16 protein-coding genes and 2 pseudogenes are annotated in these 18,993 nt (G+C 72.4%); 13 read left to right on the forward strand and 5 right to left on the reverse strand.

Going from position 1 to position 18,993, the window contains the following annotated elements; all coding sequences use genetic code 11:
* The 4 genes and pseudogenes from DY240_RS32590 to DY240_RS28660 all read left to right on the forward strand — a co-directional run.
* Positions 1–437, forward strand: a pseudogene (locus tag DY240_RS32590) (hypothetical protein); the annotation flags it as partial.
* Between the two features lie 11 nt (positions 438–448).
* The gene (locus DY240_RS28650) at positions 449–1,084 is read left to right on the forward strand and encodes a hypothetical protein (protein WP_158603041.1); all 636 of its coding nucleotides are present in this window, start codon (positions 449–451) and stop codon (positions 1,082–1,084) included.
* Complete coding sequence (locus DY240_RS28655; protein ID WP_119663064.1) at positions 1,081–2,226, forward strand: hypothetical protein; 1,146 nt, start codon at positions 1,081–1,083, stop codon at positions 2,224–2,226. The genes DY240_RS28650 and DY240_RS28655 overlap by 4 nt, the downstream gene beginning before the upstream one ends.
* Positions 2,223–2,828: a DUF416 family protein gene (locus DY240_RS28660; RefSeq protein WP_119663065.1), complete on the forward strand. Its 606-nt coding sequence runs from the start codon at positions 2,223–2,225 to the stop codon at positions 2,826–2,828. Before DY240_RS28655 ends, DY240_RS28660 begins: the two co-directional genes overlap by 4 nt.
* A 17-nt stretch (positions 2,829–2,845) precedes the next feature.
* On the opposite strand, the gene DY240_RS28665 is transcribed toward DY240_RS28660, so the two are convergent.
* Entirely contained in the window at positions 2,846–3,589 is a 744-nt protein-coding gene (locus DY240_RS28665; RefSeq protein WP_119663066.1) for a GntR family transcriptional regulator, read from the reverse strand.
* A 182-nt stretch (positions 3,590–3,771) separates the two neighbouring features.
* On the opposite strand from DY240_RS28665, the gene DY240_RS28670 reads away from it, so the two are divergent.
* The 7 genes and pseudogenes from DY240_RS28670 to DY240_RS28700 form a co-directional block, all read left to right on the forward strand.
* Positions 3,772–5,193, forward strand: coding sequence for an extracellular solute-binding protein (locus tag DY240_RS28670; RefSeq protein WP_119663067.1), 1,422 nt, complete (start codon positions 3,772–3,774; stop codon positions 5,191–5,193).
* Positions 5,168–6,121, forward strand: a complete 954-nt coding sequence (locus tag DY240_RS28675; RefSeq protein ID WP_199702667.1) for a carbohydrate ABC transporter permease — start codon at positions 5,168–5,170, stop codon at positions 6,119–6,121. Before DY240_RS28670 ends, DY240_RS28675 begins: the two co-directional genes overlap by 26 nt.
* A complete protein-coding gene (locus DY240_RS28680) occupies positions 6,118–6,939 on the forward strand; it encodes a carbohydrate ABC transporter permease (RefSeq protein WP_119663068.1) in 822 nt (273 codons plus the stop codon). Before DY240_RS28675 ends, DY240_RS28680 begins: the two co-directional genes overlap by 4 nt.
* Positions 6,939–8,027 (forward strand): ABC transporter ATP-binding protein, encoded by a 1,089-nt coding sequence (locus DY240_RS28685; RefSeq protein WP_119663069.1) that lies wholly within the window; start codon positions 6,939–6,941, stop codon positions 8,025–8,027. Before DY240_RS28680 ends, DY240_RS28685 begins: the two co-directional genes overlap by 1 nt.
* On the forward strand, positions 8,024–9,229 hold the full coding sequence (locus DY240_RS28690) for a CehA/McbA family metallohydrolase (protein ID WP_119663070.1): 1,206 nt from the start codon (positions 8,024–8,026) through the stop codon (positions 9,227–9,229). The genes DY240_RS28685 and DY240_RS28690 overlap by 4 nt, the downstream gene beginning before the upstream one ends.
* 360 nt (positions 9,230–9,589) lie before the next feature.
* Positions 9,590–10,861: an ATP-binding protein gene (locus tag DY240_RS28695; protein ID WP_119663071.1), complete on the forward strand. Its 1,272-nt coding sequence runs from the start codon at positions 9,590–9,592 to the stop codon at positions 10,859–10,861.
* Positions 10,862–10,968: 107 nt separating this feature from the next.
* Positions 10,969–11,178: pseudogene (locus DY240_RS28700) on the forward strand (ABC transporter ATP-binding protein); the annotation flags it as partial.
* On the opposite strand, the gene DY240_RS28705 reads toward DY240_RS28700, so the two are convergent.
* The 3 genes from DY240_RS28705 to DY240_RS28715 are packed head-to-tail and all read right to left on the reverse strand — an operon-like array spanning position 11,165 to position 15,935.
* Positions 11,165–13,882 carry a glycoside hydrolase family 38 N-terminal domain-containing protein gene (locus DY240_RS28705; protein ID WP_119663072.1) on the reverse strand — a complete coding sequence of 906 codons (2,718 nt, stop codon included), beginning with the start codon at positions 13,880–13,882 and terminating at the stop codon, positions 11,165–11,167. The pseudogene DY240_RS28700 and the gene DY240_RS28705 sit on opposite strands and share 14 nt — an antisense overlap.
* Positions 13,879–15,036, reverse strand: a complete 1,158-nt coding sequence (locus DY240_RS28710; protein ID WP_158603042.1) for a Gfo/Idh/MocA family protein — start codon at positions 15,034–15,036, stop codon at positions 13,879–13,881. The genes DY240_RS28705 and DY240_RS28710 overlap by 4 nt, the downstream gene beginning before the upstream one ends.
* Positions 15,033–15,935 (reverse strand): sugar phosphate isomerase/epimerase family protein, encoded by a 903-nt coding sequence (locus DY240_RS28715; RefSeq protein ID WP_119663077.1) that lies wholly within the window; start codon positions 15,933–15,935, stop codon positions 15,033–15,035. The genes DY240_RS28710 and DY240_RS28715 overlap by 4 nt, the downstream gene beginning before the upstream one ends.
* Before the next feature lie 249 nt (positions 15,936–16,184).
* On the opposite strand from DY240_RS28715, the gene DY240_RS28720 reads away from it, so the two are divergent.
* Entirely contained in the window at positions 16,185–17,168 is a 984-nt protein-coding gene (locus DY240_RS28720) for a sigma-70 family RNA polymerase sigma factor (protein WP_119663073.1), read from the forward strand.
* Between the two features lie 176 nt (positions 17,169–17,344).
* Here DY240_RS28720 and DY240_RS28725 read toward each other — a convergent pair whose 3' ends face one another.
* Entirely contained in the window at positions 17,345–18,685 is a 1,341-nt protein-coding gene (locus tag DY240_RS28725; RefSeq protein ID WP_119663074.1) for a Gfo/Idh/MocA family protein, read from the reverse strand.
* Between the two features lie 109 nt (positions 18,686–18,794).
* On the opposite strand from DY240_RS28725, the gene DY240_RS28730 reads away from it, so the two are divergent.
* The coding region (locus DY240_RS28730) for a hypothetical protein (protein ID WP_147375564.1) at positions 18,795–18,993 on the forward strand (199 nt) is incomplete at its 3' end.

Here is an 18,993-nt window from a genome sequence, read left to right on the forward strand (position 1 = left end):
GGCGGCTGGCCGGGCTGCCGGCCGCTCAGCTCACGGCGCCGGCCGGCGAGTCCGCGGCGAGCGCCGTCGAGGCCGGCGAGCGCGTCCTGGAGACCGGCGACCCGCTGGACGCCGTCGGCGCGACCGTGCTGGCCGCCGTCGCCGTCCGCGAGATCGAGCGGGCCGGCTCACCGAAGCGGCCGCCGTACCGCCCGTGCTTCATCGACCCGCTGCACGGCGAGGCGCGCGACACCGTCCGGCTCGACGGGTCGTCGATCGACGCGCCGGTGTGCCGCGACTGCGCCCGGGTGCAGGGCCCGTTCCTCGCCGTCAAGCGCCGGTGGCGCGGCTGGACGCCGTATCCCGAGACGTCCACCGTCTGGGCGCGGACCGGCTTCGGCGCGCTGGTCGGCGATCTTCCGGCGCAGGTCCTCGACGATCGGAGTGCACGACGGTGAGGCGCTGGATCGTGGGCATGCTGATCACGCTGGTCGTCGCGGTCGCCGGCGGCGCCCTCGCGTGGCGGCTCGCGTCCCCTGCCGTCATGCCCGAGCCGCCCGTGACGGAGCGGGCCCGGGCCGCGGCGGCGGTGCTCGCCGACGCGCACGTCTACGTCGATCCCAGCGTCGACGGCGTGTTCACCGACCAGGAGCTGGCCCGGCTGGAGGACGCGGCGGCCGCGTCGGACCCGCAGGTCTTCGTGGTCGTGTGGCCCGACAGCGACCAGGCCGGGTACGGCTTCAGCCGCGACGTGCTGCGGCAGATCGGCGCCGAGACCGGCCGGCCCGGCGTCTACCTCGAAGTGAGCCCGGGCGAGGACGTCGACAGCCTCGACGTCGGCATCGAGGGCGAGTACTTCTCCGTCTTCGGAGCCGTGGACGGCGCGTGGTCCAGCGCGGCGGAGACCGCCCGGCTGCTGGACGAGATCGCGGAGAACGACGGGCGGGAGTACACCCTGGGCGAGGACACAGGCAGCGACTACTGGGGCGGCACCGGCGGGACCATCACGGCCGGCCTGCTCATCGGCGGCTTCAGCGGCATCTGTGCCGGGGTGCTGGGACTGATCGGCTGGGCACTGGTACGACGGCGGAGGGCGGCGGCGTGAGCGGCGACGAGGTCACCTACGAGCCGGACCCGGCCGCGATCGCGGCCGATCTGGCCGACGACGGCGTGCACGTCGACCCGGCGGTCGCCGAGTGGATCACGCCGGAGCAGTTGTCCGCCGTGACGTCCCTGGTCGACGGCGCCGATCCCACGGTGTTCGTGCTGGCCGTGCCACTGAACTACGACTCCGACCTGTCCGCGAACCAGCTGGTCACGCTGGTGCACCGCGAGCTGCAGCGCGACGGCGTCTACTTCGTCGGACGGCAGTCCGGCGCGGACCGGTGGCAGGTCGACGCGACGAGCTACAACACGTCCACCGACAACGAGGACGCTCTGGCCACCTACGTCGCGCGCGACCGGTTCCCCAGCGACCTCGGTGAGCAGCTACGCGAGACGGTCGACGTCTTCACCAGCGGTGAGGCGCGAACGGAGTACGAGGAGCAGTTCCCGGAACGGCAGGAGACCGTGACGAGCACCGGTGACGGATCGTCGCAGGTCCTGGGGATGGACCCGCCGGTCGCGATCGGCGTCGGCGTCGCGCTGGCCGTCGTCGTCGCCGTGGTGGTGCTGCGGCGCCGCCGTCCGCGCGGCGAGGTCGTGCTCAAGCGGCGGGCGCTGCAGCGGATCTCGTCGGCGCAGACCCGCGAGTGGCGCCGCCGCGCCGAGACCGAGACCGCGGCGCTGGGCGAGCGGATCCGCGAACTGGAGATCGAGCACGGCGACGACGGCGCGACCTGGGCCGCCGCACTCGACCACTACCAGGCGGCGACGGCGATCCTGGACCGCTCCGACGACGCCGCCGACGCGATCGGCGCGCTGGTGCTGGCCCGCCGCGGCGACGACGCGCTGAGCCACGCGGCCGACGGCCGGTCGTGGACTCCCACGGCGGCCTGCTTCTTCAACCCGCTGCACGGCCCGGCGACGACGAAGGCGCCGTGGCGGACCCCGGCCGGCACCCGCGACGTACCCTGCTGCGGGGCGTGCCGGCGCGACATCGGCAAGCGGCGCGAACCGGAGATCCTCGACCTGCCGACCGGCGACACCGTCGTCCACTACATGGACGCCGGCGTCGAGCCCTGGGCGTCGACCGGCTTCGGCGCCCTCGCCCCTGACCTCCTGGACCGGCTGGGCGAGCGGCCGTGAGGACCTACGACGAGGCCGACATCAAGGCACGGCTGAGCCGACTCGACCGGGCTGGCAGGACGGCGTTCGCGGCCGCCTGCGCGGAGCGGATGTGGCCCCTCTTCACCCGCTGCGTCGAGGCGACCGGCATGGGCGACGTCACGGCGTTGCGGACGGTGCTCGACGACCTATGGAGAGCGGCCGGCGGTGAGGACGTCGGCGACCTGTCCCTCGCGCAGGCCACGGCCGAGCAGATGATCCCGATCGACGACGGTGCGTGGACCCTCGAGGTGGGCTACGGACAGTACGCCACTGCGGCCGTGGCCTACGCCGTCCGTGCCTGGCTGACCGACGATCCACAGGAAGCCACCTGGGCGGCTCGGCAGATCCATGAGGCCGCGGACCACGCCGCGCTGTGCGCGCGTCCGGACCTTCAGCTCAACGTGCCCGGGACCGAACGACTCCTGCTCGAGAGCCCGATGGTGCAGACCGCACTCGCCGGGCTGGCCACCGACCTCGCGACAGTAGAGTCTCCGTCAGCCGCGGGTCAGGACGACCTGCGCACCCGCGCTCGCGACGAGGGCGAGGCCTGGGCGGCCACGCTGCCCGGCACCGACCGCTGACGGCGAAGGCGCCTCGCCTAAGTCGTCGTCAGGGTGAGCTCGAAGGTGTACATCGACGCCCGGTAGAGGTGCGAGCCGTACTCGACGGCGCGGCCGGTCTCGTCGTAGGCGACGCGGGTCATGGTGAGCAGCGGCGCGCCGGGGTGCTCGGCGAGCAGCCGGGCCTCCGCCGCCCGCGCGGCGCGCCCGCCGATGGTCTGGGTGGCGATCTTCAGGTTGATGCCGGCCGCGCGGATCAGCGCGTACAGGCCGGTCCGCTCCAGCGCGCCGGCGTCGAGCCGGACGAGGGCGGCGGGGACGTAGTTGCTCATGATCGACAGCGGCTCGTCGCCGGTGAACCGCAGCCGCCGGACGGCGTAGACGCGCTCGCCGCCGGACAGACCGAGCGCCTCGGCCACCACCTCGCTGGGCTCCTGCAGCTCGAAGGAGAGGATCTGGGTGCGCGGCTGCTTGCCGGCCGCCGTGAGGTCGTCGTAGAGGCTGGACAGCTCGACCGGGCGGCGCACCTTGGGCTGCACCACCTGGGTGCCGACGCCGCGCTTGCGCACCAGCAGGCCGCGGTCGACCAGGTACTCGATGGCGCGGCGCATGGTCGGCCGCGACAGGCCGAGCTGGTCGGCGAGCTGGATCTCGTTGTCCAGCCGGGTGCCGGGCGGATACGCGCCGGACTCGATCAGCTGCTCCAGGTGCTGGGCCACCTGGAAGTACAGCGGCACCGGGCTGGCGCGATCGACCACGAGCTCCGGGATCCCCTCGGCCACGCCGGACTCCCTTCACCTGGCGAATGAGTACGTCAGTATGTTAGGACATTTGCCGAGCAGCCCGCGTGACACGGCATCCGATGTTCCAGTGAGGTCACAGCGCACAGAAGGTCTAGACCTCGCCCTAAAAGTCATGACAATCTGACAGCCGGACATCGAGGTTCGGCTGCTCTGGAGGATCGATGAGGATCAACACCGGGTTCGGCGGCACGGCCGGCCTGATCGCGGCGGCGCTCGTCCTTGCGGCGTGCGGAAGCGACGACGACGGCGGATCCGCGGGCGGCGACCCCTCGCAGAACGCCGAGGCGACCGAGGTCACGCTCACCATCACGGACAACGCCATCGCCGGAGGCAAGAACTCCGAGGGTGCGGCGTGGATCACCGACTACGTCATCCCCGAGTTCACGGCCATGCAGGAGGCGAAGGGCGTCGACGTCACGATCGAGTTCGAGGAGAACGGCGTCGACGACGAGGACTACAAGACCAAGATCGCCCTCGACCTGCAGTCGGGTGGCGGCGGCGACATCATCAGCATCGACGGCATCTGGACCGGCGAGTTCGCCGAGGCCGGCTACATCGCGCCGCTCAGCGACGTCGTCGGCGACGCCGTCGACGACTGGGACGGCTGGGAGCAGATCCCCGAGGCCGTCCAGCAGGCCATGACGTTCGACGACGAGGCCTACGGCATCCCCGTCGGCACCGACGGCCGGGTCATCTACTTCAACAAGGAGCTGTTCGCGCAGGCCGGGCTGCCGCAGGATTGGCAGCCGACCAGCTGGGACGAGATCCTCGAGGCGGCCCGTGCGCTGAAGCAGATCGAGGGCGTCACGCCGCTGCAGATCAACGCCGGCGTCCCGATGGGCGAGGCGACGACGATGCAGGGCTTCCTGCCGCTGCTGGCCGGCACCGGCGAGCAGATCTGGGCCGACGACACCTGGACCGGCGCCACCGAGGGCGTCACCCAGGTGCTGGACTTCTACAGCCAGGTGTACGGCGAGGAGCAGCTCGGCGACCCCCTGCTGCAGCAGGAGGCCCAGGGCCGCGACACGTCGTTCCAGCTGTTCGCGTCCGGTCAGCTGGGCATGCTGATCGAGGGCGACTACCTGTGGCGCTCGGTCATCAACCCCGACGGCGGCATCGCCCCGATGGCCAACCGCGACGAGGTCGTCGGCTGGGCGAAGATTCCGGCCCGCGAGCCCGGCGCCGGCCTGAACGGGCAGGACTTCGTCAGCATGTCCGGCGGCACGGGCCGCGTCATCAACCCGAACACCGAGTTCCCGCAGCAGGCGTGGGAGCTGCTGACGTTCATGAACTCGCCGGAGGCGTTCGAGGCGCTGATCGCCGGCGGCGGTGCGCGCATCACCCCGCGCGACGACGTCAACGCCGAGGCCCTGGCCGGCGACCCGCTGATGAGCTTCATCGCCGAGGAGGTCCTGCCGATCACCGCCTACCGGCCCGCGCTGGCCATCTACCCGCAGGTGTCGGTGGCGCTGCAGGAGGCGACCGCGGCGGTGGCGTCGGGCACGTCGGCCGAGGACGCGGCGGCGGCGTACCAGAGCGAACTGGAGGGCATCGTCGGTGACGACGGTTCCATCGCCGACTGACGTCGACCCGGCGGGCGCTGCCGCTGACGGCGGCGCCCGCCGGGCCCGTGTCGACGACGGCGACGCCGCCGGGCTCGGGCGCTGGCGGGCGACCGGGTTCGTCGCGCCGGCGATGCTGGTCATCGCCGTCTTCCTGGTCTTCCCCGCGGTCTGGACGCTCTACCTCGGGCTGACCAACTGGCGCCTGACCGGCTTGGCAGCGGCCGAGCCGGAGTTCGTCGGCACCGAGAACTACACCGACGCGCTGAGCGACCCGGCGTTCCGCAACTCGCTGGTGCTGACGCTGGCGTTCGTGTTCTTCTCCGCGATCATCGGGCAGTCGGTGCTCGGGTTCGCGCTGGCCTGGACGGCGCGCAGGTTGCGGCCCGCGGTGCGGTCGGTGCTGGAGACCGTGGTGCTGCTGGCGTGGATCATCCCCGCGTCGGTGGTGGCGTTCCTGTGGCTGGCGCTGCTGGACCGCCGGGAGGGCACGCTGAACGCGCTGCTGGGCAGCGACGGCACCGCCTGGCTGCTCGAGTACCCGATGCAGTCGATCATCGTCTTCAACATCTGGAACGGCACGGCGTTCTCGATGCTGCTGTTCAGCTCGGCGCTGGCGTCGGTGCCGCCGTCGCAGTTCGAGACGGCCCGGATGGCCGGCGCCGGCACGTTCGCCACCCTGCGCGACGTCGTGCTGCCGAACATCCGCGGCCACATCCTCACCAATACGCTGCTGATCACGTTGTGGACGTTCAACGTGTTCGCGCCGTACCTGATCACCGCCGGCGGCCCGCAGGGACGCACCGAGATCCTCGGCATCTACATCTACCGGGTCGCGCTGCGTGACGGCGCGCTCGGCCAGGGTGCGGCGCTCTCGCTGATCATGATCATCATCAACCTGATCGTGGCGTCGGTGTACCTGCGACTGCTGAGGGAGCGCCGGTCATGACCGTCCGTCAGTCGTTGGGCGTCATCGGCCGGTACGTCTTCGCCGGCTTCGTGTTCGTGTTCTTCGCGCTGCCACTGCTGTGGCTGCTGACGGCGCCGTTCGACGCCGCGCCGTCTGTGCAGGTGTCGCTGCCGGACTTCACGCTGCAGAACTTCCGCACGCTGTGGGACAACCCGTACGCGATGCGGTCGCTCGGCAACTCGGTGCTGATCGCGGCGGGGACGATGGCGATCACGCTGGTGCTGGCCGCGCTGGCGTCGTACGCGCTGTCCCGGGTCCGCATCCCCGGCCGCGACACGCTGCTCTACCTGCTGCTCCTGCTGTCGTCGATCGTGACCGGGACCGCGGCCATGGTGCCGACGTTCCTGCTGATGACGGAGCTGGGGCTGATCGACCGGCAGCTCGGCGTCGTGCTGGTGCTGACCGGCGGGCTGCTGCCGACGGCGATCTTCATCCTCAAGGACTTCATGGACTCCACGCCACGGTCCTACGAGGAGTCGGCGCGGGTGTTCGGGGCGTCGTCGCTGCAGATCCTGCGGCACGTCGTCGTCCCGATCGCCCGGCCGGGGCTGGCCACCATCGCCGTCTGGGCCGTGGTGCAGGTGTGGGGCAACTTCCTCGTCCCGTTCATCCTGCTCCGCTCCCCCGACCGGCAGCCGGCCGCCGTCGTCATGTTCACCTTCTACACCGAGGGCGGGCAGCCCAACCTCGCCCTGATCTCCACGTTCTCCCTGCTCTTCTCCATACCGGTGGTGGTCATGTACCTGTTCGTGAACCGCCGCTACGGCTTCCGCTTCCACGGAGGGATCAAGCGCTGATGGCGGCGATCACCACCCACCAACTGGTCAAGGAGTACCCGGGCGGCGTCCGGGCCGTCGACGGGCTCGACCTCACCATCGAGGACGGCGAGTTCTTCGCGCTGCTCGGCCCGTCCGGCTGCGGCAAGACGACGCTGCTGCGCACGATCGCCGGCCTGGAGACGGCGACGGACGGACGGCTGTCGATCGGGTCGCGCGACGTGACGACGCTGCCGCCCGGCGAGCGGCGCGTCGCGATGGTGTTCCAGGACTACGCGCTGTTCCCGCACATGACCGTCGCCGACAACATCGCGTACCCGCTGAAGATCCAGAAGGTGGATCGTGCCTCGCGGCTGGCCACAGCCGAGGAGGTGGCGGGCGGGCTGTCGCTGGCCGGGCTGACGGCGCGGCGGCCCGGCCAGCTCTCCGGCGGGCAGCAGCAGCGCGTCGCCCTGGCGCGGGCCGTCGCCAGCAAGCCCGACGTGTTCCTGTTCGACGAGCCGCTGTCCAACCTCGACGCGCGGTTGCGGCTGGAGGCGCGGACGTTCCTCAAGCGGCTGCAGCGCGACCTCGGCGTCACGACGGTGTTCGTCACGCACGACCAGGCGGAGGCGCTGGCGCTGGCCGACCGGATCGCGATCATGCGATCGGGCCGGATCCAGCAGGTCGGCTCGCCGCGCGACGTCTTCCGCCGTCCGGCCAACACGTTCGTGGCCGGGTTCGTCGGGTCGACGCCGATGAACCTGCACCCGGGGGTCGTGGAAGGAGGGCGGGTCTCGGTGGCGGGGGCGTCGCTGCCACTGCCGCCGGGGCTGTCCGTCGGTGACGGCGCGTCGGTGATCTGGGGCGGACGGCCGGAGTACCTGCGCTGGTCCTCCTCGGCCGTGGACGGCGCGATCGCCGGCACCGTCACCGTCGTCGAGAATCTCGGCGCATCGGTGCTGGTCACCGTCGAGGCCGCCGACGGCGTGCTGGTGCAGGTCGTGGTCGACGAGGACGACGAGCCGGCGCCGGGCACGGCCGGCTTCGTCGCCGTCCGGCCGGAGCGGACGCTGCTGTTCGACGCCGAGAGCGAGGAACTGCTGGAGCCGGTGGCGGCCGCGGCATGACGGTCGTGGTCTCGCGGCGGCTGTTCCCGGCCGACCGCGCGGCGTCGCCGTACCTGGACGTGCCCTTCGAGGTGCCGGAGGGGACGTCGTCGGTGCACGTGTCCCTGTCGTATGCGGGCGAGGGCGCGGTGATCGACCTCGGGTGCGCCGGCCCGGCGGGCTGGCGCGGCTGGTCCGGCGGGGCACGGCGGCGGTTCACGGTGACGGCGTCGGCGGCGACGCCGGGGTATGTCGCCGGCCCGCTGGAGCCGGGCGAGTGGTCGGTGGTGCTGGGGCTGTACCGGGTGCCGGCTGAGGGGGTGCCCGTCGAGGTGTCGGTGGTGCTGGACGACGCTCGCGCCCCGCTGGACCCGGAGCCTTCCGGGCCGCCGGCGCCGCCGCGCCCGCCGCGTCGCTCCTTGCCGGCCGAGGCCGGCCTGACCTGGCTGGCCTGCGACTTCCACGCCCACACGCTGCACTCCGACGGCTCGCTGGGGATCGCCGAGCTGGCGTCGCTGGCGGTCGCGGCCGGGCTGGACGTGCTCGCCGTCACCGACCACAACACGGTCTCGCACCACGCTTCGCTGCCGTCCGTGGGTGCGCGGTACGGGGTGACGCTGCTGCCCGGCCAGGAGGTGACGACCGACCGCGGGCACGCGAACGCGTTCGGCCCCATCCCCTGGGTCGACTTCCGCCAGCCGCCGTCGTCGTGGGTCTCCTTCGTCGAGTCGGCGGGTGGCCTGTTGTCGATCAACCATCCGCTGGCCGGAGACTGTTCGTGGCACCATCCGCTCGATGTGCGGCCGCCGCTCGCGGAGATCTTCCACCACTCCTGGATGGCGCGCGAGTGGACCGGCCCGCTGGCCTGGTGGACGGCGTGGGACCTCGCGACGGTGCCGATCAGCGGCTCGGACTTCCACTCACCGGCGGACGGCCGGCCACTCGCGCGCCCGGTGACCTGGGTCGCGGCGGCCTCGCCCACGGTTCCGGACGTGATGGACTCGCTGCGCGCCGGGCGGACGGCGCTCGCGTGGGGTGTGGACGAGCCGGTGCTGCTGCGGGTGGACGGGGAGTTGGTCGCGGTGGGCGCGGACGGCCTGCTGCTGGCCGACATGTGGGGACGGCGTCAGGTGGTGCGCGGCGAGCTGGCGCGCTTCCCCGGTGCCGACGGGCCGCACCGCCTCGAGACCCCCATGGCCGCGGTCGTCGCGGTCACCCCCTGATCCCAGCGGTCTCACGGTAGGCGGCGGTCAGCAGCCGGAGCACTGGCAGGTACTGACTCTCGCCCACGACCTCCTGGTTGCACCAACCGCCCGGGACCCACAGATCCCATGGTGTGAGTGTCTTCGCTGATGTCTCGGTCCGCTTGCGCGTGAACATGTGCCCCCCAAGCCGCGCCTGCGACTGCCCGGTCGCAGATGAATCCCGAGTGTATGAATCACGCCGGACAGATGGTCTTGGCACGCCAAGGCCGGTATCACTGACGCATGCCGGAATGCGACTCCGGAAGCTTGGGCCATATGTCAAGCAGAAGGGCGTCCATACGTTAAGTAGAACTGCGTCCATCTGTTAAGTTGGACACCATGGCCTACCGGCGACGCATCGTCGACGACACGCTTGACGAGCTCTTTCCCCACCTGGCCGCGATCGCTCTGGAGGGGGCGAAGGGGGTGGGAAAGACCGCCACCGCGGGCCAACGCGCCACGACGGTCCTGTCTCTCGACAATCCCAACACGCGCGCAGCGGTGGCCGGCAACCTCGACCTCGTGACACAGGTCCCGCTGCCCGTCCTGATCGACGAGTGGCAGCTCGAGCCCTACGTCTGGGACCGAGTCCGTCGAGCGGTCGATGCCGACGGGACCGGCGGCCAGTTCCTGCTCGCCGGCTCCGCGGGTGTCGCCCCAGGGATTCGCCTCCACTCCGGCGCAGGCCGGATCGTCAGCATGCCGATGCGCCCCTTGTCCTTCAGTGAACGCGGCATCCAGGAACCGACGGTCTCCATGCGCGCGGTGCTCGCGGGCGAACAGCAGGAGGTCACTGGGATGTCGGATGTCAACCTGCCGGCGTACACGGACGAGGTCCTCCGGTCCGGCTTCCCGGGCATCCGAGATCTTCCCGAGCGCGCACGCCAGATGCAGCTCGACAGCTACGTCGCACGCATCGTCCAGCGCGAGCTGCCGGAGGCCGGCCTCACCGTGCGTCGCCCCGGCTCCCTGCGAGCCTGGCTGACCGCCTATGCGGCGGCCACGGCCACCACCGCGGCATACGGCACGATCCTCGACGCGGCGACACCCGGAGAGGGTGACAAACCCACTCGTCAGACCGTCGGAGTGTATCGCGAGCACCTGAGGCGCATCTTCATTCTCGATCCGGTAGACGCGTGGATCCCGGCCTTCGCGCCTCTCACGCGGCTCACTCGCGCCCCGAAGCATCACCTCGTGGATCCGGCTCTCGCGGCCCGGCTCGTCGGGGTTGGCAAGACGGGCCTGCTCCGTGGTGACGGGACGCGCGTATCGGCGACCACCGGTACCTGGCTGGGCGCCCTTTTCGAGTCACTCGTCGCCCAGTCGGTCCGGGTCTACGCAGAGGCGGCCGACGCCCGGGTCGGGCACCTACGCACCAAGAACGACACCCACGAGATCGATCTGATCGTCGAGCGCGGCGACCTCTCATGCCTTGCGATCGAGGTGAAGCTCGCCGACACCGTCAGCGACGCCGACGTACGGCACCTCAACTGGCTCCATGAACAGCTCGGCGACAGGCTCATCGACCGCATGGTCATCTACACGGGCACGTTCGCCTACCGCCGGCGTGACGGTGTCGCAGTGGTACCGCTAGCGCTGCTCGGCCCGTGACACCGCGCACCCCGGGCGACGAGCCACGCAAGCGCTCACTGTTCGGTCACGACCGAACACCGGACATTCACATCAGCCCCGCGGCAAGAGGCCGTGGCGGAAGGGGCATCCGCCGCCAGGCCGCCACCGGCGCCGTCGTGACGATCGCGCACCGGCTGTCGACGGTCGTCGACGCCGACCAGATCGTGCTGCTCGAGGCCGGCCGGGTCCGCGCCGTCGGCACCCACGAGGAGCTGCTCGCGGCCGACGAGCTCTACCGCGAGCTGGTCGCGGCGCTGCGCATCGCCACCGCGCCGCAGCCGGTCACGACACCCTGATCGTCGCGATCTCCCACGGTCCGAGCTCGACGTCGACGCGGTCGCCCTCGACGGGGAGCGGCTCCAGCGCGCGGCCGAGCAGGTCGGTCCGCCAGGCCGTGACGAACGCGCCGGTGACGGTCGCCGTCGTCGGGGCGGCGGACATCGCGACCAGCCGCACCTCGACCTCGTCGCCGCGGGCCCGGATCGACGACGCGACCACCCCCGGCCCGCTCACGCCCAGGCCCGACGACGGCGGCGGCAGCTCACCGCCCGCGGGGGCCAGGCCCGGCGTCACCAGCGCGTCGTGCCGGAACTCCTCGGCTCGCCGGGGCGCGGACGCCGCGCCCCACCCGCCGGCCCGCGGCAGGACCGCCAGCCGCGCCCGCACCGGGACGCCGACGTACTGGGCGCCGGGCACCGCGAACTCCGACCCGGCCGGCTCGTCGCGCAACGGATGCAGGTTGACGCTCATCCAGCCGACGGCGCGCAGCAGTGTCAGCGCCAGCTCCGCGCCGTCGTCCACCAGCTCGTACTCGGTGACGTGGTCCAGCAGCACGGTCGCCGGGCCGGCGGACACGAAGGACGACGCCGGGAATGTCGGCAGCGGGTACTCGCCCCAGCCGCCCTCGGACGTCAGTCCGCGCACCGTCACCGCGAACTGGCCGTCGGCGGCGGACTCCGTGACCGGCGCGGGCAGCGGCACGTGCAGCCGGACCCGGTGGTCGCGCGCGGGGTTGACGAACGACACGTCCAGGCGCGCGAACGGCTCGCCGAGGCGGACCTCGACCAGCGTCGTCACCTCGACCGGCACCGTCTCGGCGGCCCGCACGTCCACGTCCGCCGACAGCCCCACCGGCCAGTCGTACGTCCGCACCACCCGCAGCACACCGCGCAGCGGGCCGCGCTCGTCGACCGTCACCGTCACCGACGACGGCGCGTCGACCGGCACGTCGGCGGCCGGCGGGCCGTAGTTGTAGCTGTCGCCGCGATCGCCGCCGGACACCAGCCGGCCGACGCCGGTGAGGACGGTCCCGTCGGCCCCCTGGACGGTCAGCGTGCCGTCACCGGCCACGTCGACCCGCACATGCGGCGACGCCAGCGACCGCTCGGCCACCTCCACCGCGTCGGGCGGCGCCGCCGCGGGCGCGCCGTCCTGGCCGGCTCGCACCGCCACCTGCCCGGACGCGTCCAGCGGGACGGCGACCAGCACCCGGCGCCGCTGCTGGGCGACCGTACGGACCCGCCACTCCCCCGGCGCGTCGGCCGCGGCGGCGGCCAGTTCCCCGCGCAGCGCCGCGAGGTCGAACTCCGGTGTCGACGGCACCTGGGCGACCTCGAAGTCGAGGCCACCCGGAGTGACGGCGTACGACTCGATCTGCTGGCCGAACAGCTCGCGGCCGTGGATGCGCCGGATCACCTTCTCCAAGTCGGCCGCGGCCAGCTTCTCGTCGCCCAGCACGGTCTCGGAGCGGCTCAGCTCCTGCACCGGCAGCGCCGTTCCGTCCGGCAGCACCGCGGTGACGGGCCGGTCGGCCGCGGGCGCGGCGACGTCGAGCTCGGCCAGCACGGTGCGCGGCCACGGGACGGTGTTGACGACGGCGTGCGCATCGGCCGGCACGCGGTCCGCGATCGACCGCAGCACCGCCGAGCGGACGGCCCGTCCGGCCTGCTCGGCCTCGGCCAGCCGGGCCGCGACCTGGCCGGCGGTCTCGTCGACGCCGCAGCCGGTGACGGAGTCGTGCGCCGTGCACTCGACGATCTTCCGCCAGGCCAGCAGGAACGCCTCGCGGTAGTCGGCCGCGGGCTGGAACTGCGCCGCCAGCGCCTCGGCCTCGCCGACGGCCCGCTCGGCCCGGGCCATCGCCTGCTTGAGCCCGACCCGGATCGAGAAGACGCCCGGCAGGATGTTCCCGCGCGCGTGGCTGCGCAGCTCGCCCACGACCACCGGCAGGCCGGGGTCGTCGGGCCGGAACCGGGTGACGTACTCCGCCAGACCGGCGACGGTGAGCCCGGCGCCGCCCGGGCCGCGGACCAGCTCCATGAGGTCCGGCCGCGGCGCGGAGTGGTCGGTGCCGAGCATGCCCAGCACCGGGTCGTCGCCGTACCACGAGCGGGTCTCGGACCGGTACGCCGCGACCGCCTCGCCCAGCCGGGCCGGGATCGCGAACAGGTCCAGCGCGTTGCCGTAGCCGTCGAACAGGTACTCGACCCGCACGGCGCTGCCGTCGGGCGCCTCCCAGCGGAAGGCGTGCCGGTCCAGCGCGCCGGGCGCGCCGCGCCACAGGCTGGCGTGCTCGATGCCGGCGCGGGCCAGGATCTGCGGCATCTGCGCGGTGTGGCCGAACATGTCGGGCAGGTAGCCCACCGGCATCGCGCCGCCGAGCGCCGCGGCGCCCTGCCAGCCCAGTTCGAGGTTGCGCACGATCGTCTCGCCGGAGCACAGGAACTCGTCGAGCAGGATGTACCAGGGCCCGATGGACAGCCGGCCCTGCCGCACCAGTTCGGCGACCCGGTGCCGGTTCTGCGGCCGCAGCTCCAGGTAGTCGTCGACGGCGGCGAACTGGCCGTCGAGGGTGAACCGGAAGTCCGGGTCCGCCTCGGCCCGCGCGATGACGTCGTCGAGCACGTCGGCCAGCTTCAGCCGGAACACCTGGAACGGCTCGTACCACTCGCGGTCCCAGTGGGTGTGCGGGACGAGGACGATCTGCGGCTCCTCGCTCATGCGGTCGCCGCCTCCCCGCCGAGGGGCTCGTCGCCGGCCAGCAGGCGCACGATCCGCTGGCTGGTCAGGATGTCCTCGCGACCCTCGGCGACGCCGGCGCGCGGCCGCTCCCCGGCCGTCACCATGCGGTGGAAGTCGGCCAGCTCGTTCTCGAACGACTCGCCCGTGGACGTGAACACCGAGCGCAGCTCGCCGCCCGCGGCCATGCCCGCCGGCGGCGCCTCGACGACCTCGAGCCGGGTCGGGTTGTTCAGCACGTACGGCGTCCCGAACGTCACCCGCAGCGAGCCGCGGCCGTGGTGCACCGTCAGCGTCTCGGTGTAGGCCGGGTAGTCGGGCAGGTAGTGCCAGCTCATCCGGGCCCGCACGGCGCCGGGCAGCTCGCCGGTGACCTCGACCGACCCCGGAGCCCGCCCCGGCTGCGCGCCGTCCGGCCACTGCCGGGCACCGTCGACGGTCACCAGCCCGCCGAACACCGCCCGCAGCAGCGAGGTGTCGTGCACCATGCTGCCGAGGACGACGTTCGCGTACAGGTGCCGCAGCCGGTCGGACGTTTCGGCACCGATCGCCGCGTCGAGCAGCCGGGTGGACTGCGCGGCGAGCCGGCTGACGGCGTCTGGGTCGACGTCGAGCGGCGCCGGGCGCAGGTTCGCGTAGGCCAGCTGCGACTCGCCGGTCGGGTGCAGCACCTCGACCTCGACGGCGCGGACGTCGTCCACGCCGGCCAGCCGCTCGCTGAGCTGCCAGACCGCCTCGTCGTGCTCCTTCATGTAGGCCAGCAGCAGCCCCGGCCGGCCCAGCTCCCGCTCGGCGGCGGCCAGCGCGTCGGCCTCGGCGACGGTGTAGGTCAGCGGCTTCTCGCAGAAGACGGCGACACCGGCCCGCAGCGCCCGCAGCGCGACGTCGCCGTGCGAGCCGGAGGTCAGCAGGACGACGCCGTCGGCGCCGCTCTCCTCGATCATCCGCCCGGCGTCGGCGTAGCGCCGGTCCTCCGGCACGCCGTACTGCTCGCCGATGTCGGTGCGCAGTGACGGGGCGAGGTCGCAGACGGCGACCAGCTCGAACAGGTCCCAGCGGCGGGCGATCAGCGGCAGGTGGACGGACTGCGCCACGGCGCCGAGGCCGGCGACGGCCAGCCGGACGCGGTCGCTCACGGCAGCCACCTGCGCAGCGCCTCGCGGTTGGCGCGCTGGTCGTCGATCACCCGTCCCGGCGGGTCGGACGGCGACGGCACGACGTCCTGCTCGACCACCAGCCAGCCGTCGAAGCCGCTCTCGACGACGGCGTCCATGAAACCGTCGAGGTCGAGGTCGCCCGCGCCGAGCTCGACGAACGCGCGCCGCTCCCAGACCGCGCGCATGCCGGCCTTCTCCCGGACGACCTGGTCGAGCACCGAGGCGCTGGCGTCCTTGAGGTGCAGGTGGTTGATCCGCGACCCCCAGCGCCGCCAGCCCTCGACCGGGTCGCCGCCGCCGATGAGCAGGTGGCCGGTGTCGAAGGTCAGGCTGACGTCGGTGCGGGCCAGGAACTCGTCGATCTCGGCGGGCGTTTCGACGTACGTGCAGGCGTGGTGGTGGAACGTGGGCTCCAGGCCGGCGGCGCGCACTCGGGCGGCCGCGGTCTCCACGTTGCGCGCCATCCGCTCCCAGCCGGCGTCGTCGAGTGCGAGTCCCGGCGCGGCGCCGCCCGGGTTGGCGCGGCGCAGGTCGCTGCCGGAGTCGGCCAGCGTCGGCAGCGGCTTGCGCGCCGGGTCGAGCTCGGCGGCCGCCACGAAGATCTCCAGTGCGTCGTCGAGCGCCGGCAGCGCCGCCCGGAACGCCTCGTCGTCGGTGAACGGCAGGTCGACCCAGCCGCCCACGAGCACCAGCTCGTGGTCGCGCAGCCGCCGGCGCAGCTCGTCGCCGCGGCCCAGCCAGCCGACCGGCCCGAGGTCGACGCCGTCGTACCCCAGGTCGTGCAGCGGGCCGAGGATCTCCTTCGGGTCCGGCAGCGGCTGGTCCGCCGTCAGCTCGAAGACGCCGAAGCTCACCGGCGCGCCGGCTATGCCCTTCATCGCCACCATTCCCCAATCGTCGGCGCTGACTTTGTCCTGACAACAGTACGTACAGTCAGCCTGCCATGTCCTGCGGGGTCCGCGATTCGGGCGCCGTGGCGGCCGGCCTGCGCCGGAGCGTCTTTATCATGAGATTTCTCTCCTGCCCAGAGGGTCGCGGAATCTTTGTGAGCTCTCGTGCGTTGTGAACGTATGTTCGTTGATCGTGCGGGTACGGTCCGGACGCCGACTCGACCTCGAGGGGGACACATGGCAGCTGCACCCAAGGCCACCAGCGCGGCCACGCCGCGGCGCCGTCAGGCGCGTTCCGAGGGCGAGCCCGACCTCGTCGGACGCTACCTCGCGCAGCTGGGCTCGACGCCGCTGCTCACCGCGGCCGAGGAGGTCGAGCTGGCCAAGCGCATCGAGACCGGTGTGTACGCCGAGCAGCTGCTGGCCGGTGCCCTGCCCGCGAAGCGCAAGCTGACGCCGTCCTACAAGGCCGAGCTCGAGGCGCTGGTCCGCGACGGCCAGGCCGCCCGCGACCACATGATCCGCGCCAACCTGCGCCTGGTCGTGTCGGTCGCGCGCAAGCTGTCCGGCCGCGGCCTGCCGTTCCTCGACGTCATCCAAGAGGGCAACCTCGGCCTCATCCGCGCGGTCGAGAAGTTCGACTACGCCAAGGGCTTCAAGTTCTCCACCTACGCCACGTGGTGGATCCGCCAGGCCATCCAGCGCGGACTGGCCGAGCAGACCCGCACCGTGCGGCTGCCGGTGCACGTGTCCGAGACGGTGGCCAAGCTGCACCGCATCGACCGCGACCTGCAGCGGCTGCTCGGCCGCGATCCCACGGTCGAGGAGATCGCCGAGGAGGCCGGGCTGCCGGTCGAGAAGGTCGTCGAGCTGCGCCGGGTCGCCCGCGACCCCCTCAGCCTCGACACCCCCATCGGCGACGACGGCGAGTCCAGCATCGGCGAGCTCATCGAGGACGACGACGCCGTCCAGGCCTCCGACCTGGTCGAGCGGCGGGCGCTCAGCGAGCAGCTGCGCACCGTCCTCGACTCGCTGCCCACACGCGAGGCGAAGATCATCGGCATGCGCTACGGCCTGGTCGACGGCCACGAGCACACCCTCCAGGACGTCGCCGACGAGGTCGGCGTGTCCCGCGAGCGGGTGCGCCAGCTCGAGAAGCACGCGCTCATGCTGCTGCGCGACCCGCGCCGCAACGAGTCGCTGATGGCCTGGGCCAGCTGAGGCCCCACTGAGCACGCCCCGGGCACCTGGCTGCCCGGGGCGTCAGCATGCCCGCGCGGGGCTTGTGGCCCGATTTCATCCTCCTTTCTGGTCGTCAGAGCCGCTCAAAAGGTTGATGATCATGGCAGGTCGAGGGGCGACCACCACGACCGGGCGGGGTCCGGACGTCGCTCGCCTCACTCGGGCGGCGTGAGCAGCCCGTCCACGTCGATGACGTCGCCGGTCGCGATGGAGCGCCAGATGGCCTCGCCGGCCGCGACCGCGCGGGCGCCGTCCGCGGAATCGGCCAGCAGGCCCAGCTCCTGCGACTCGCGGCCGGGCCCGACGAACAGGTCGTGCCGCAGCAGCGGGTCGGCGCCCTCGTGGCCTCCGGCGACCACCGCGACCTCGATCGCGCGCGCCTCGCCGAACAGCGGCCGGTGGCTGATCTCGCCCGACCCGGGCAGCGCCCCGCCACCGGGCAGCCGTCCGTGCAGCGTCTCGATCTGCCCGTGCGTGCCGTTGATGGCCACCCGGTAGCCCTCCCACGGCGAGGAGAAGTCGATCGTGTAGGACAGCGCGACGCCGCCGCGGTAGGCGACCAGCGCGCTGTAGGTGTCCTCGACGTCGATCTCGTCATCGTAGAGGTACATGTCCTGGCCGGCCGGGTACTGGTGGCCGTAGGACAGGCCGAACAGGCCCACGCGGCCGGCACCGGAACCGTCGGGGAAGGTGTTGCTGCCCAGTTGGGCCCGGTAGTACGGATCCTGCTCGCGCAGCGTCGCGCCGGCCAGCGGCTCACCCCGCTCGTCGCGTGGTCGGTGCGGACTGTCGGGGCCGTAGTAGTACCGCCCGCCGAGCGCGAAGACACGCTCCGGGACGTCGTCGAGCCACCACGACACGAGGTCGAGGTGGTGGGTGCTCTTGTGCACCGACAGACCGCCGGACAGCTCGCGGCGGCGGTTCCACCGCAGGAAGAAGCTGGCGCCGTGCCGGATGTCGACGTGGTAGTCGAGGCTGACGTGGGTGGGCCGGCCGATGGCGCCGTCGAGGATCAGCCGCTTGATGGTGCGGTGCCGCAGTGTGTACCGCAGGTTGTGGGTGACCCGCACGGTCGCTTTTGACGCCTGCTCCGCGGCCAGGACGGCGGCGGCGTCGGCGGCCGTGGTGACCATGGGCTTCTCGACGATGACGTCGACGTCGCGGCGCAGCGCGGCCAGCGTGTAGGCGGCGTGCGTGTGGTCGGGTGAGGCCACGACGACGACGTCGGGCCGGGCCTCGTCGACCATGCGGTCGAAGTCGTCGGGCGAGTACCACGCGAGCGGCGCGTGTCCCGGCGGCAGCAGCGTCTCGTTGAACGACGTCACCCGCGCCTCGTCCGGGTCGACCACCGCGACGACGTCGGCGTGATCGGAGTAGTCCTCGGCGTTCTCGCCGTAGCCGAGCGCGGTGTCCGCGCCGCCCAGCGAGCCGAGGATGGGCCGCACGAAGCTGGCGACGCCGCGGTTGGACAGTCCGGCGATGGCATAGCGGGTCATACCCCGCACGATTGCAAGGCAGTCCTGCAACTGTCAAGACCAACTTGCAGAACGACCACTGAACTCCCAGTTCAAAGGCTGACAAACGATTGCGATAGACTGCGCCGCCGTGACTGCCATACCGCTCGGCTTCCAACCGAACCTGGACGGCTACGTCGACGCCGCGCTGGATCTGCAACGTCACGTCGAGCGCCGCACCCGGCGCCGGCTCGCTGAGTGGGAGGGCTGCGCCGCCGGCATCGCCTCGGCGGCCGACTCGCGCCGCGAGGCCGACCGGGTGCGGGCGGCGGCGCTGCGCGGGCTGGGCG

This window comes from Jiangella rhizosphaerae (assembly GCF_003579925.1).
Lineage (GTDB): Bacteria > Actinomycetota > Actinomycetes > Jiangellales > Jiangellaceae > Jiangella > Jiangella rhizosphaerae.

Coding starts and splice junctions, on each gene's coding strand:
- DY240_RS28695 (WP_119663071.1), top strand. CDS start 9,590: ATGGCCTACCGGCGACGCATCGTCGACGACACGCTTGACGAGCTCTTT.
- DY240_RS28725 (WP_119663074.1), bottom strand. CDS start 18,685: ATGACCCGCTATGCCATCGCCGGACTGTCCAACCGCGGCGTCGCCAGC.
- DY240_RS28715 (WP_119663077.1), bottom strand. CDS start 15,935: ATGAAGGGCATAGCCGGCGCGCCGGTGAGCTTCGGCGTCTTCGAGCTG.
- DY240_RS28685 (WP_119663069.1), top strand. CDS start 6,939: ATGGCGGCGATCACCACCCACCAACTGGTCAAGGAGTACCCGGGCGGC.
- DY240_RS28720 (WP_119663073.1), top strand. CDS start 16,185: ATGGCAGCTGCACCCAAGGCCACCAGCGCGGCCACGCCGCGGCGCCGT.
- DY240_RS28670 (WP_119663067.1), top strand. CDS start 3,772: ATGAGGATCAACACCGGGTTCGGCGGCACGGCCGGCCTGATCGCGGCG.
- DY240_RS28680 (WP_119663068.1), top strand. CDS start 6,118: ATGACCGTCCGTCAGTCGTTGGGCGTCATCGGCCGGTACGTCTTCGCC.
- DY240_RS28690 (WP_119663070.1), top strand. CDS start 8,024: ATGACGGTCGTGGTCTCGCGGCGGCTGTTCCCGGCCGACCGCGCGGCG.
- DY240_RS28705 (WP_119663072.1), bottom strand. CDS start 13,882: ATGAGCGAGGAGCCGCAGATCGTCCTCGTCCCGCACACCCACTGGGAC.